Raw genomic sequence first — 13,721 nt, forward strand, 5'->3', positions numbered from 1 at the left:
GTAATAGGAAAGAAGTGAAAGATATTTGAAGCCAAAAAGCAGGAGTCCGCGCGACATAGGATTTTACATCCTCGTTTTCATCATTCTCGTATCCGCTGTCTATCTGTTGCTGTCCAATCAGGGGAGCGGCGGGACCTCGGTCGATTATTCCGATGTCCGCAGGCTTTTCATGGACGACAAGGTGACGTCTTTTAATATTAAAGAAAACACGCTCACTATGAAGCTGAAGGAAAATTACGATGATACCGGCAGCGACATCGTCACCCATCAGCTCTACGACGTCAACCTTTTTTACGCTGATATGGGCGACACCATTACAAAAAAGCTCCAGCTCGACCCGAACTTTAAATACAACTACGACGTCGGATGGCAGGCGCCATGGTGGTTCAGCCTGCTGCCGTACGCCATTGTGATCATTTTGTTCATCGTTCTCTGGAACGCCATGATGAACCGGTCCGGCGTCGGCGGGGACAAATCCGTCATCAAGTTCGGCAAAGCGCGCACGCGCCTTGCCAGCGAGGAAAAGAAGAAGGTCACGTTTGCCGACGTGGCCGGCGCGGACGAGGAAAAGGAAGAGCTCCGGGAGATCGTCGATTTCCTGAAGGGCCCCCAGAAATATATATCTCTCGGCGCGCGCATCCCGAAGGGCGTCCTGCTTGTGGGACCTCCGGGCACAGGTAAAACGCTCCTGGCCAAGGCCGTCGCCGGAGAGGCGGGCGTTCAGTTCCTGTCTATCTCAGGCTCCGACTTCGTCGAGCTTTATGTCGGCGTCGGCGCGTCGCGCGTGCGCGATCTGTTTGACCAGGCCAAGAAGCTCGCTCCGGCGATCATCTTCATTGACGAGATCGACGCTGTGGGCCGTCAGCGCGGCGCGGGCCTGGGCGGCGGTCACGACGAGCGCGAGCAGACCTTGAACCAGCTCCTCGTTGAGATGGACGGCTTTACGACGAACGAGGGCGTTATCGTCATGGCGGCCACAAACCGCTCCGACATCCTCGACAGCGCGCTCCTGCGGCCGGGCCGCTTTGACCGCCAGGTCTACGTGGGCCTGCCCGATATCAAGGGACGCGAGGCGATCCTGCGCGTCCACGCCAGAGGCAAGGTCCTCGGCGACGATGTGGATCTGGCCAGCATCGCCAAGGGTACGCCGGGCTTTACGGGCGCGGACCTCGAAAACCTCCTGAACGAAGCGGCGCTTCTGGCCGCCCGGTACAACAAGCGGTTCATCACCATGCAGGAGATCGAGGCGGCAACGCTGAAGGTCATTGCAGGCCCTGAAAAAAGAAGCCGCGTCGTCACGGAAAAGGACAGAAAGCTGACGGCCTTCCACGAAGCCGGCCACGCCGTCGTCTCGAATTATCTGGAGCACGTCGACCCTGTCCATCAGATCACGATCATTCCCCACGGCCAGGCGGGCGGCATGACGATCTACCGGCCCGTGGAAGACAAAACCTTCAATTCCAGAAGCGAAATGTTTGAACGTATCGTTTCCGCCCTGGGCGGACGTATGGCTGAAAAGATCATGCTCAATGATATATCAACGGGCGCTTCGGGCGATATACAGTCGGCCAGCGCCATCGCCCGCTCCATGGTCACAAAATACGGCATGAGCGACAAGATCGGCCCGATCTCCTTTGACGACAGCAGCCACTCCGTCTTTATCGGGCGCGATTTCTCCCAGACGAAAAGCTATTCCGAGAAGACGGCGGCCATCATCGACGACGAGGTCAAGCACATCTTCGACGAAGCCATGCAAAAGTGCGAGGAGATTCTTCTGGCGCATAAGGACATCCTGATCAAAACCGCCGAATATCTCCTGGAAAACGAGACGATGGACGGCGACGACTTCAGATATCTGTGCCAGCACAACGGCGAGCTCCCGCCGAAAAAGGAAAAGCCGCACGCGCCGGAAAACCAGGACGGCGTCTACGTGGAGCTGACGAAGGATTCCCAGCAGCCGTACGGCGACGTGCCGGACAATATCTTTTACCCCGGCAAAAAGGACGGCTCGCCTGATAAGCAGTAGCGGACACCAGCAGACTCCGGCCCACCGGCCGGAGCTGCTTTTATATCGACGCCCCGCCGCGCGGTGACGGTAAAACACCTGTTATTACATGCAGGCATAGCTTACGAAAGATGGGAGGGCCTGATGAACCATAAATACGAAGAGCGGAAGAGCTTTATCATCAACATTCTGTTCTTTGGTCTGATTGCAGTTTTGCTGTACCTCGCCGTTAAATATCTCCTTGGCTGGCTTTTGCCGTTCATTATCGGATTCGTCGTCGCTATCCTGCTAAAGGGCGTCAGCCGCTTTGTCTCCAAAAAGTGCCGCCTGCCATACAAGGTGGCGGCGGTGATCCTTGTCCTGCTGTTTTACGCTGTTGTCAGCGTTTTGTTGACTCTCCTGGCAACAAAGATCATCCTGGTTCTCAAGGACGGCTTCGCCAGCCTCCCCACCGCCTATACGCTGTATATCGAGCCCCTGATCAAAGATACGCTGGACAAGCTCGAAAGCCTGACGGCAAAGCTTGACCCCGGCATGGCCCAGATCACGCAGAACATGAAAGCTTCCCTGTCCGATTCGGCGGGCTCTCTGGTGACAGGTTTGTCTACCCAGGTCCTCAAATATCTGTCCTCCACGATTTTCTCTCTGCCCAGCATCCTGCTGGCCACCCTCCTGTCCATCATCTCCTCCGTGTTTTTCGCCGTGGATTTCGGCTATATCACCGGATACGTGCTGAAGCTCCTGCCGGTAAAAGCGCGGGGCTATGCCGGCCAGCTCCGGAAAATCGCCGCCAATATCGTGGTCAAATATATCAAGTCCTACGCGATCCTCGTGTCGGTCACCTTCGCCGAGCTCTCCATCGGCTTTCTGATCATCGGCGTTGCCAATCCCATCGTCATCGCCGCGCTCATCGCCTTCGTCGACCTGCTTCCCCTGCTCGGCACGGGCAGCGTCGTCATCCCCTGGGTCATCGTCAAGCTGGTTCAGGGCAACTATGTATTTGCCATTGAGCTGGCCGTGCTCTATATCGTCATCACCGTCGTCCGCAACGTCCTGGAGCCGAGGATCGTCGGGCGGCAGATCGGCATTCACCCCCTGGCCATGCTGGTGAGCATGTACGTCGGCCTGAAGCTGTTCGGCTTTGTCGGCATCTTCGTCCTTCCGATCCTGCTGGTTGTCCTGAAAGGATTTTACGATCACAGGACGCCGCCGGAACCGGCGCCTCCCGGCCCCGACGCCATCGATACGCCCCAGCAGCCAAGCTGACGTTAACTCAAAAGCCTCCGCTTTTCAGCAAGTGAAAAGCGGAGGTTTTTTATTTCACCGCCATAGAGCTGTTAAAGGACGCACCTCATATTCCCTCTTTTGACACTATAAGCCATTTGTGCTACTGTTGTAAGAGGATCGCCACAAGCAAGGCTTGCCATGGTATGAAAGGAGATATTTATGGATTACTTTGAATTGCTACGTTACAGGAAATCTACCAGAAAATTCACGGACGCGCAGATATCGCCAAGCAACCTGACGACTATACTCACCGCCGCCAACAGCGCCCCCGTCGGCAGTAATCTGTACAGGGATATACATTTGACTGTCGTACAGAATCGAGATGTACTGGATAAGCTTTCGGAAGCCGCGGCCAAGCGCTGGGAGGATAAAGCAAAGGTTAAAAAAATCGTCGGCGATATGCCCGCCGCTGAATTAAGCCAAAAAAGCTACGACCCCTTTTACGGCGCGCCGACAGTGATCTTCGTATCACACAGGAGGCAGGATATCCAGCCCGGCATTGAGTTTTCAAATGCCGCGTGTATCACCTACTCGATGCATCTGGCTGCGGCCGAGCTTGGGCTGGGCAGCGTGTTTATGTGGTTTGCTCTTGAATCAATGCGTGAAATCCCCGAGCTTGACAACACCTCGGTTCTGAAGCTTCCCGACGGCTTTGAGCCGCTGCTGGGCATCGCCGTCGGTCATCCGGCACAGGCGCTCAGTGCAAGGGCTTTAAAGACAGACCGGATAACTGTGAATTACCTGCGATAACCTGTAAGGAGAGGCCCGCCGTCTTCTCCTTTCCCCCGTATTTTTTGGCGCTTCCGAAAAGACAGCCTTGAAGGCTGTCTTTTTTTGCCTGCCGCCCGGATGAATAATTAACGTAAATTTTACATAAACCGTCATTTGGATTTAATGCAGGTGCTTTATTAATAAAGCGTAAATACATCGACCATGTGTAAAGGAGAAAGAAAATGAAAAAATACCTGGCATTAATCCTTGCCGTCATGATGGCACTGACCCTGCTTGCCGGCTGCGGCACCTCCGGCAACTCAAACACTTCCCCCAGCGCATCCCCCTCGACCTCCGCGCCTTCCTCCGCAACTCCCTCGTCCGCCGCGCCCAGCCCGAGCCCGTCCGAAGCACTGACCGGGAACATTACGGCCGACGGCTCCACCGCGCTTCAGCCGCTTCTCACCCTCGCTGTCGATCCGTTTAAAGCGGCGACAGGCTTTACAGGTTCCATCACCATCAACGGCGGCGGCTCCGGCCAGGGCCTCACAGACGTTGCCTCCGGCACGGTGAACATCGGCAACTCCGACGTCACGCCCGAGCAGGCCGGCAAGGACGGCACAGGCCTCGTTGATCATCAGGTCGCCGTGGTTGCGGTCGGCATCGCCGTCAGCTCCGACATCTCCGCCAACATCAAGACCATTTCCACAGCCGATCTCACCGGCATCTTCACCGGCAAAATCACCGACTGGAACAAGGTCACCGGCTGGACCGGCGGCAGCGTCCCCATCCAGGTCTTCTACCGCAAGGCCGGCTCCGGCACACGTACGCTATTTGAAACCTACGGCATCAACTCCAAGCTCTCTGACGCGGACCTCGGCGCGTTTGCCAACTTCACCAAGAAGGAATCCTCCGGCGACCTGCAGACGGCCATCGCCTCCGGTAAGGGCGCCATCGGCTATGAGACGCTCCCCTACTGCAAGGATCTGACGCTTCTCCAGGTTGACGGCATCGACGCCACATACGACAATGTTTACTCCGGCAAATACGCCATCTGGGGCTATGAGCACATGTATACCAAGGGCGAAGCCACCGGCTCGACCAAGGCCTTTATCGATTACGTCATCTCCTCCGACTTTGAGAAAACGATCACGGACAACGGCTACGGCCTCTCGTCTAAAATGACGGTCAGCAGATAACAATAACCACAGTAAACCGGAATAAATGACGACAAGGGTTGTTTCGGGAGCCGCCGGCTCCCGGGACAGCCTTTGTTTGGGAAGGTGACGCTTTTGACGCAATCTAAATTTTTCAAGGAAACGCTGGGGAAAAGCACGTTAACCGCCGTGGGGCTGCTCATCGTCCTCGTGACGCTGGCGATCCTGCTCTTCCTCACGTGGAAGGGGCTGGCCACGTTTACGACGCACAACACGTCGATCATCGACTTCCTGTTTGGAAGCCGGTGGGACCCGGCGATGGAATTCGGCGCGGAGAACGGCCCCGCCGGCTCCGCCATCTTCATTGTCGGCTCGCTCTCCGTCTCGTGCCTGGCGCTGCTGATCTCCACGCCGTTTGCGGTGGCATGCGCCATATTCATCGTTGAGATTTCACCCAGGCTCGGCAACAAATTTCTGCAGCCGGCCATTGAAATCTTCGTGGGCATCCCGTCGGTGGTATACGGCTGGGTCGGCATTTCCGTCCTCTGCCCGTTTCTCGCTTCTGTTTTTAATATGCCTTTCGGCGGCGAGAGCGTACTGGCCGGGGGCATTGTGCTTGCCGTCATGATATTCCCCACGATCACGACGGTGGCCGCCGACGCGATCAGGAACGTGCCGCAGGAATATACGGAAGCCTCCTACGGCTTGGGCGCCACGCGCTGGCAGATGATCACCTCCGTCCGCATTCCCGCCGCGAAGAGCGGCATTCTGACCGGTATCATCCTCGGCCTGTCCCGCGCCTTCGGCGAGGCGCTGGCCGTGTCGATGGTCATCGGCGGCCGGCTGGCCTTTCCGAAAGGCCTTCTGTCCCAGACGAGCACGCTGACGACGCAGATCGCCTCCGGCATGGGCAGCGCCGCCGATGGAACCCAGTGGACCGATAATCTGTGGAGCATGGCGCTCGTTCTGTTCGTCATCTCTTTCATTTTTATCGCCCTGATCCGCGTGATCGGCCGGAAGAAAAAGGAGGACTGAGCCATGCGCACCGCCCAATTCGACCAAAGCATCGTCCAAAAAAACAATAAAAGGCGCCGGTCACAGGACAAGACGGCCACGATCGCTCTCTACGCGGTTGCCGGGCTCTTTCTGTTGCTCCTGGCGGCGATCACGCTTTATGTGATCGGCCGCGGCGTTATCTCCTTTACACCGAAATACCTGAGCTTCCAAAAGGACGGCCTCGGCGTGGAGCTCTTCAACACCGTCTATATGGTGTTTCTGTCGCTCGTCATCTCCGTCCCGCTGGGGGTGGGCGCGGGCCTCTACATGGCGGAATACGCCAAATCGGGCCGCCTGACGAATATCATCCGCACCAGCATCGAAACGCTGTCGTCCCTCCCTTCCATCGTGCTGGGCCTGTTCGGCTTTCTCGTATTTGTCCTTTTGGAGAAGGCCACCTGGAACATGTTCGCCGGCATTTTGACGCTGTCGATCATCAGCATCCCGCTTTTGACCCGCGTCACGGAGGACGCCGTCCGCGAGATCCCGAACACGTACCGCGAGGGCAGCTATGGCATCGGCGCGACGAAATGGCAGACCATCACGAAAATACTCCTCCCCGCCTCAATGAACCGCATCACCACCGGTGTCGTCCTGGCCGCCGGCCGCTCCTTCGGCGAGGCAGCGGCGCTCATCTACACCTCCGGCCTCACCTCCGACGTGGACTTTACCAACTGGAACCCGCTGAGCCACACCTCGCCGCTGAACATTTTCAGGACAGCGGATACGCTGGCGGTGCGCATCTGGTATCTGAAGACGTCGTCTATCCTGCCCGACAAATACGAGCTGGCCGACATGGCGGCCGCCGTGCTGATCATCCTGGTATTTGTCTTCAACCTGACGGCGCGGTACTTAAGGCGCCGGAGTTCGCTGAAGTGACCGTTTCCCAACATACAAGGAAAATATTATCGTCCGATACGGAATCTGCATGAAATAAATTCCAAACCGGGATAGACATCCGACCTCAAACATGATATAGTGTTATTACACCCATTAATCAACTATATATAGGGGAGGAATTTCAAATGGATGTCAGAGTTGTCGGCGGTGAGCTTTCTCCTGCCGAAGTGGAGGCGTATGTCAGTCGCGCCCGCGAAAAGTATCCCGATAAGATCATTTCCGGCGTTGATATCGCCGTGGACGGCGAATTCGTCGATATGACGTATCACTGGAAAACGGTACCCTTTGAGCGCATCCGCCGCATCACGGGCTATCTCGTCGGCACGCTCGAACGGTTCAACGACGGCAAACGGGCCGAGGAGTCGGACCGGGTCAAGCATGCCTGCAAGCAGTAATCAGAAATCAGATAAATGGAAACAGAGGCCGAAAGGCCTCTGTTTTGTTACTATGTGCGTTTCCAGCGGCGGGTTGTCGCCCCTGCGGTCTACAGCCTCGGCGATTCCTTCTTTTCGGAGAAGAACGCGCCGACCGTGATGACGAGGGCAAAGATGATCATATAGTAGAAGACCGACATGCCGTGGGCGATGATGGCGGCGGCGACCATGAAGCAGCAGCCGAGGATGGAGAGCACCGGCATGACAAGGCGCTTGAACGGCCCAAGCTCCCGCTCTTTCAGCATGAACATGATAAAGATCGGGATATAGCCGGCGTACAGCGTGATGATCGGCAGCTCCGAGGTATCGAAGCAGAAGGGGCCGAACCAGGGGTCGGTAAGATTGGCGCCGTAGAAATAGAGGAGCCAGAAGCCGGCCAGCACGAGACCGATAATCGAGGAGTTGGCGGGCATATTCGTCGTCTTGTCAATCTGGCTGAAAATGTCTGGCCGCGGCCCGCGCCCACGGGCGGCCAGCGCGTACATGCCGCGGGAATTGCCCATCATCAGGCCGTTGAGGGTGCCCAGGCAGGAAATGATGACGAAGACGAACAGCAGCGAGCCGGCCACCGTGCCGAAGACGTTCTGGAACGCCAGCTTCGCCCCCGCCTGACCGCTCTCCATGAGGTTGTCCGTGGGAACGGCGCCGGCCAGGCCGATGTAATAAAAGATGTAAACGAAGACGACGATGAGCGACCCGATGATCAGCGCCAGAGGCAGGTTGCGCTTGGCGTCCTTGATTTCGGCGTTGATCGACGTGGCGATGATCCAGCCCTCATACGCAAAGGCCACGGCCACGACAGAAGCAAAGAGCCCGCCGCCCGCCGTTATGTCAGAATTGACCACGTGGGTGAAGTTTTGAACCGTCATCCCGTTGATGAGGCCCACAATCGTGCCGATCACGGCCATCAGGAGGAGCGGGACGAGCTTTATCACCGTCGTTGAGACCTGGAATTTGCCGGCCAGGATCGGTGCCAGTGTGTTCAGCCCGTAGCTGGCGACGAGGAAGAACGCGGCGATCGTCATGGTACTGCCGCCTGTGATATCCCAGCCCAGCAGCACAGAGAAATAACGCGCGGAAACCCAGGCCAGGACAGAGGTTATCGTCGGGTTGTAGAGCACCGCCATGAACCAGCCGACGTAGTAGGCGTACCCACCGCCAACCGTCATCTCGGCATAGTCCACAAGACCGTTGACCTTTTCATATTTTGATGCCAGAATCGAGAATGTAAACGCGCAGATGAGCATGATGACGCCGACGATGGCCCAGGAGGCGATGCCCAGCGGCATATTGCCCCCCGTTGCCTTCAGGACGGCCTCGGCCTTGAAAAACACGCCGCTCCCGATGACGATGCCGACGACCATGGCAATGGCCGTCAGCAGGCCGTATTTCTTTTTCAGTTCATTCCCCAACAATAACTACCCCTCTTCAAAAATCAAGCTTCGGGACTTTTATGCGTAAAAGTCCTCGCAGAGTATAGCAAATCCATCTAATGAATACTATCCCCTGAATCGATGAAATTCAGGGGATGTTTTTGTATATAATTTGCGCAAATAGATGAATTATGGCGCCGGCCGGAACGGCTGTCCCTCACCGGGGCTGCCGAAATCTATGCCGCGCTGCTAAGCGCCTCCTCAATCAGCGATTTTGAAATGTACATGGCCTTCAGTCTGTTCCTGAGAAGCGTGTGATGGGAAGTCCCCTCCGGAAATTTTTCCTGCGCTTTTTCACATTTATGGATGATTGAAGAGACCGCCCGAAGAGCCTCCGTCAATTCTTCCCTGGTGTATTTATCCATATCGCTTCACCTCAAATTCCTGTTGACCATTCAGAATAAATGGACGCGGGAGCGTTGGGAACGTGGATTCCCGCCTTCGCGGGAATGACAATACGGGGGGCGCGAGGACGTCATGGGGGACGCGGGATGCAGGGACGTGAAGGATGAGAGCGCGGCGTACGTAGGTCAGTATAAAATAGCGCGGAGCGAAAGCCCTGGAGCCGAAGATTCAAATCCACCCTCTAAGGTCCGGGCGAAGCCCGAAATGGGTTTGGGCGAAGCCCCAGCGCAGGGTCATAGGGGGCGGAGCCCCTCATACCTTATAAGGGCGGGTGAGCTATTCTATTTCCCGGTAAAAACAGGCGTCCGCTTTTCGCGGAAAGCGGAGACGGCCTCCTTAAAATCGTGGGTTTTCATAAGGTCGACGGAGAGTCGCCGCTCCGCCTGGAGCGCCGCCATTTCGTTGACAGAGAGGTTGGCGTGGGCCATCAGCTCCTTGAGGGCGCGGACGGCAACGGGCGGCTTGCTTAAAATTTTGTCCACGACGGCCCTGAGCTCGGCGTCAAACGATTCCTTCGGGAAAACCTGATTGACGAGGCCAAGGCTTTTCGCCTCCTCCGCCGTGATCTTTTCACTGAACAGGATCATTTCAAAGGCACGGTTAAAGGGAATCTTCTGGGCCAGATGGATGGCGCCGCCGCAGCCCGGCACAAGGCCGATGTTCAGCTCCGGGAGCATGAACTTCGACCCCTCGGCGGCATAGATGAGGTCGCAGCACAGGGCGATCTCCAGCCCCCCGCCGACGCAGTTGCCCCTGACCGCGGCAATGACGGGCTTGCCGAGCGCATAGAGCGCCTCGCGCACCTCAAAGCCCAGCGTATAGATGAGCGCCGCGTCCTCGTCGCTTTGGAGCGTGTCGAGCATCTCCATGGCAAGCCCCGCCGAAAAAGCACGGTCGCCGGCGCCGGACAAAATAACAGCGCGCACACCGTCGTCCTGGCGGGCGTCCCGCAGGACAGAGACGAGCCGCCGCCACATGTCCGTCGTGAACTGATTCATGGGTGGATTTTCAAATTCGATATACAGAGCGCCCGGCTGATCGGGCAGGCGTTTGACGTTAACGGCGGGTTCCGGCATATAAGCAGCTTCTTTCATTTTGAATTTTTTCCTTCATTTACGCGCCACAGGCGGTGAAATGAAATACCGTGCACGATGGGGTGCAACACGGGTCTGCACGCGCTCCGGCGGATGTCTGTCCCGATTATAGAGTGTTTTATACCGATTGTCAAAACTTACGTGTGCGAAAGGTCATTATTGAATCGGGCAAATTCCAGACGCATCTCTCAACATTTTCTATGAATAAAAACAATTATTGAATAATTGACAAATCAAAATTGCAGGATTATAATTTAATAAATACAGCGGCAACGGCGCCACCGTATAGGGTGACGTGTTGCCGTTTTTTTGTTTATCTATATTATAAAGTTGGGGAGATTTATATGGCTATTGTAAACGAATTGTTTGGAAGCAATGTGTTCAGCGACCACATCATGAAGCAGAGACTACCCAAGGAAACTTATAAAGCACTGCAGAAAACAATCAATGAGGGCGCGAATCTCGACATCTCCGTTGCCAACGTCGTTGCCAATGCCATGAAGGACTGGGCGATCGAAAAGGGCGCAACGCACTTCACCCACTGGTTTCAGCCGATGACCGGCATCACCGCCGAGAAGCACGACAGCTTTATCACGCCGACGAACGACGGCAGAATTCTGATGGAGTTTTCGGGCGGTGAGCTCGTCAGAGGCGAGCCCGACGCGTCGTCCTTCCCGTCCGGCGGCATCCGCGCGACCTTTGAGGCCAGGGGCTACACCGTCTGGGATCCCACCTCGGCGGCCTTTGTCAAGAGCAAGACGCTGTACATACCTACCGCCTTCTGTTCATACACCGGCGAGGCGCTGGATGCCAAGACGCCGCTTCTGCGCTCCATGGAAGCTATCAGCAAGCAGGCGGTCCGCATTCTCCGCCTCTTCGGCAACGCCTCCGCCACCTCCGTCAGGACGACGGTCGGCCCCGAGCAGGAATATTTCCTGATCGACAAGGCCATGTACGAGCAGAGAAAGGACCTCGTCTATACCGGCCGCACACTGTTCGGCAACAAGCCGCCCAAGGGCCAGGAGCTTGAGGACCAGTATTTCGCCTCCATCAAGACGCGCGTGGCCGCGTTCATGAACGAACTCAACGAAGAGCTGTGGAAGCTCGGCGTTCTGGCCAAGACAGAGCATAACGAGGTCGCTCCCGCCCAGCACGAGCTGGCGCCCATCTTCACCACCACGAATATCGCCGTCGACCACAACCACCTCACGATGGAGCTCATGCAGCGCATCGCGAAAAAATACGACATGATCTGCCTGATCCACGAGAAACCCTTTGAGGGCATCAACGGCAGCGGCAAGCACAATAACTGGTCCATTGCCACCAACACCGGCTCTAACCTCCTGGACCCCGGCAAGACCCCGTTTGAAAACGCCCAGTTCCTCCTTTTCCTCGCCGCCGTCATCAAAGCCGTTGACGAGTATCAGGACCTGCTGCGCATCTCCGTGGCCACCGCGGCCAACGACCACCGCCTCGGCGCCAACGAAGCCCCGCCGGCCATCGTCTCCGTCTTCCTGGGCGACGAGCTGAGCGCCATCGTCGACGCGCTCGTGAGCGGCTCGGCGTATGACGCGAAATCCAAGACGATGATGCAGATCGGCGTGGACGTCCTGCCGCAGTTCCCCAAGGATACGACGGACCGCAACCGCACCTCGCCCTTCGCTTTCACCGGCAACAAGTTCGAGTTCCGCATGGTCGGCTCCTCCATGTCCATCGCCGAGGCCAACACAGTGCTCAATACCGCCGTGGCCGAGATCCTCAGAGAGTTTGCCGACACCCTTGAAAAAGCCTCCGATTTCAAAACCGCGCTGCAGCAGCTTGTCAAGGACACGCTCTCCGCGCACAAGCGCATCATCTTCAACGGCAACGGCTACGACGACGCATGGGTCGCCGAGGCTGAAAAGCGCGGCCTCTTAAACCTCAAGACAACGCCCGACGCCCTGCCCTACCTTCTCAAGGAAAAGAACGTCAAGCTCTTCGAGACGCACGGCGTTTACTCCCACACGGAGATTCACTCCCGTTACGACATCAGCCTGGAGAACTATTGCAAGATTCTCAACATCGAGGCGCTGACAATGGCCGAAATGGCAAAAACGAGCATCCTCCCCGCCGTCGCCTCCTACGCCAAGGAGCTGGCGGAGAGCGCCTACGCCAAGAAGGCCATTCTGGACAAAGCCGACATCACCTACGAATCCGACTGCGTTGCCAAGCTCAGCGCGCTCACGACAGCACTCTGGAAAAGCACGACCGCTCTGGAGAGCGCGCTCCAAAAGGCGGAAACCCTCGGCGACATCACCGAAAAATCCATGAGCTATAAAAACGGCGTCATCCCGGCCATGGACACTGTCCGCGCCGCCGCCGACGCTCTCGAGCTCATCACCGCCAAAAAGGCGTGGCCCTTCCCGACCTACGGCGATATGCTCTTCAGCGTCCTGTAAGTCACTGTAACATACTCCCCAAATAAATACCGGCAGCGGAGTTTTTCCGCTGCCGATTTTTTACCGCCGTCATACCTACGCTTTTTGCAGCGCCTTTCCGGCGAAAAAAGCCCCGATCGCCTCGTGCGCCCTGTCCCAATCGTTAAACGGGTCCGTGACGGTCAGCTTTTTGACCGGCAGCTTGTCCAGAATCTCCAGTTCCCTTTTCTGCCGCTCCTCAAGGCAGGCGATGTATCCGTCGAAGCCTGTCAAGCTGTTACGGCGCCCGTATCCCTGGGTGGTGTGGTAGGCGACCGCGCTGTCCAGCCACACGGCCGTCCGCTGCTCTGACACCTCTTCGACGCGCGCTCTGACGTTGCTGCACCGCAAATAGATGACGACCGGACTGAGCGCGGCGATGATGCGGTATATCTCCTCTATGTACGCCTTTGTCTGGGATATCCCGAAATCAAGCCGCATCATAGTCTCGCTCAGCGGACTTTGGAGAAAGCACGAATTGAATACATATATTCTGCGGCCCATCCGCGCCTTTTCGGCGAAACTCCGCCAATGCTCCAGCATCACCGGTTTTTCGACCGCCCAGTCGAGCCTATCGTAAATTTTATAGGGAACAACCTTACCAAAGAGGCTGATGCTGATCTTCGTCAGCGGGATAACATAGCCGTCAAGGACCTTCACGCTTTCCGCATACAGCTGTCGCCGCTCCTCCAGCGTCAGTGCTTTGACCTGGTTTTCCGTCATAAATGCGTGAAACGCGTAGTCAGCCGGATGGTTCATATCGTTTTCGTCAAAAAAAGACAC

General features: G+C 56.7%; 12 protein-coding genes. 8 read left to right on the forward strand and 4 right to left on the reverse strand.

Annotated features, from left to right (window positions below):
* Positions 1-25: 25 nt before the first annotated feature.
* From ftsH to nrdD, 7 genes are all read left to right on the forward strand, one after another.
* Positions 26-2,026 carry an ATP-dependent zinc metalloprotease FtsH gene (gene ftsH, locus BUB60_RS11285; protein WP_073078981.1) on the forward strand — a complete coding sequence of 667 codons (2,001 nt, stop codon included), beginning with the start codon at positions 26-28 and terminating at the stop codon, positions 2,024-2,026.
* A 123-nt stretch (positions 2,027-2,149) separates the two neighbouring features.
* Positions 2,150-3,271 (forward strand): sporulation integral membrane protein YtvI, encoded by a 1,122-nt coding sequence (gene ytvI, locus BUB60_RS11290; RefSeq protein WP_073078984.1) that lies wholly within the window; start codon positions 2,150-2,152, stop codon positions 3,269-3,271.
* A 180-nt stretch (positions 3,272-3,451) separates the two neighbouring features.
* Positions 3,452-4,042 (forward strand): nitroreductase family protein, encoded by a 591-nt coding sequence (locus BUB60_RS11295; RefSeq protein WP_073078986.1) that lies wholly within the window; start codon positions 3,452-3,454, stop codon positions 4,040-4,042.
* Between the two features lie 203 nt (positions 4,043-4,245).
* A complete protein-coding gene (locus BUB60_RS11300) occupies positions 4,246-5,202 on the forward strand; it encodes a substrate-binding domain-containing protein (RefSeq protein WP_073078989.1) in 957 nt (318 codons plus the stop codon).
* Between the two features lie 93 nt (positions 5,203-5,295).
* Positions 5,296-6,195: a phosphate ABC transporter permease subunit PstC gene (gene pstC, locus BUB60_RS11305; protein WP_242941189.1), complete on the forward strand. Its 900-nt coding sequence runs from the start codon at positions 5,296-5,298 to the stop codon at positions 6,193-6,195.
* A 3-nt stretch (positions 6,196-6,198) separates the two neighbouring features.
* Positions 6,199-7,095 (forward strand): phosphate ABC transporter permease PstA, encoded by an 897-nt coding sequence (pstA, locus tag BUB60_RS11310; protein WP_073078991.1) that lies wholly within the window; start codon positions 6,199-6,201, stop codon positions 7,093-7,095.
* Positions 7,096-7,241: 146 nt separating this feature from the next.
* Positions 7,242-7,511: an anaerobic ribonucleoside-triphosphate reductase gene (nrdD, locus tag BUB60_RS11315; RefSeq protein WP_073078994.1), complete on the forward strand. Its 270-nt coding sequence runs from the start codon at positions 7,242-7,244 to the stop codon at positions 7,509-7,511.
* Between the two features lie 89 nt (positions 7,512-7,600).
* Here nrdD and BUB60_RS11320 read toward each other — a convergent pair whose 3' ends face one another.
* The 3 genes from BUB60_RS11320 to BUB60_RS11330 form a co-directional block, all read right to left on the reverse strand.
* Positions 7,601-8,962 (reverse strand): APC family permease, encoded by a 1,362-nt coding sequence (locus tag BUB60_RS11320; protein WP_073079142.1) that lies wholly within the window; start codon positions 8,960-8,962, stop codon positions 7,601-7,603.
* A gap of 197 nt (positions 8,963-9,159) precedes the next feature.
* A complete protein-coding gene (locus BUB60_RS11325) occupies positions 9,160-9,348 on the reverse strand; it encodes a hypothetical protein (RefSeq protein ID WP_073078996.1) in 189 nt (62 codons plus the stop codon).
* Between the two features lie 321 nt (positions 9,349-9,669).
* On the reverse strand, positions 9,670-10,482 hold the full coding sequence (locus BUB60_RS11330; RefSeq protein WP_073078998.1) for an enoyl-CoA hydratase/isomerase family protein: 813 nt from the start codon (positions 10,480-10,482) through the stop codon (positions 9,670-9,672).
* 344 nt (positions 10,483-10,826) lie between these two features.
* Between BUB60_RS11330 and BUB60_RS11335 the strand changes: the two genes are divergently transcribed.
* Complete coding sequence (locus BUB60_RS11335) at positions 10,827-12,920, forward strand: glutamine synthetase III family protein (RefSeq protein ID WP_073079000.1); 2,094 nt, start codon at positions 10,827-10,829, stop codon at positions 12,918-12,920.
* 75 nt (positions 12,921-12,995) lie between these two features.
* Here BUB60_RS11335 and BUB60_RS11340 read toward each other — a convergent pair whose 3' ends face one another.
* Entirely contained in the window at positions 12,996-13,697 is a 702-nt protein-coding gene (locus BUB60_RS11340; RefSeq protein WP_242941190.1) for a P-loop NTPase family protein, read from the reverse strand.
* Positions 13,698-13,721: the final 24 nt, after the last annotated feature.

Source organism: Sporobacter termitidis DSM 10068, assembly GCF_900130065.1.
Taxonomy (GTDB): domain Bacteria; phylum Bacillota; class Clostridia; order Oscillospirales; family Oscillospiraceae; genus Sporobacter; species Sporobacter termitidis.

Excerpts from the sequence above, each read along its gene's own strand:
- ytvI (WP_073078984.1), top strand. The coding sequence starts at position 2,150 with ATGAACCATAAATACGAAGAGCGGAAGAGCTTTATCATCAACATTCTG.
- BUB60_RS11295 (WP_073078986.1), top strand. The coding sequence starts at position 3,452 with ATGGATTACTTTGAATTGCTACGTTACAGGAAATCTACCAGAAAATTC.
- BUB60_RS11300 (WP_073078989.1), top strand. The coding sequence starts at position 4,246 with ATGAAAAAATACCTGGCATTAATCCTTGCCGTCATGATGGCACTGACC.
- pstA (WP_073078991.1), top strand. The coding sequence starts at position 6,199 with ATGCGCACCGCCCAATTCGACCAAAGCATCGTCCAAAAAAACAATAAA.
- nrdD (WP_073078994.1), top strand. The coding sequence starts at position 7,242 with ATGGATGTCAGAGTTGTCGGCGGTGAGCTTTCTCCTGCCGAAGTGGAG.
- BUB60_RS11325 (WP_073078996.1), bottom strand. The coding sequence starts at position 9,348 with ATGGATAAATACACCAGGGAAGAATTGACGGAGGCTCTTCGGGCGGTC.
- BUB60_RS11330 (WP_073078998.1), bottom strand. The coding sequence starts at position 10,482 with ATGAAAGAAGCTGCTTATATGCCGGAACCCGCCGTTAACGTCAAACGC.
- BUB60_RS11335 (WP_073079000.1), top strand. The coding sequence starts at position 10,827 with ATGGCTATTGTAAACGAATTGTTTGGAAGCAATGTGTTCAGCGACCAC.
- BUB60_RS11340 (WP_242941190.1), bottom strand. The coding sequence starts at position 13,697 with ATGAACCATCCGGCTGACTACGCGTTTCACGCATTTATGACGGAAAAC.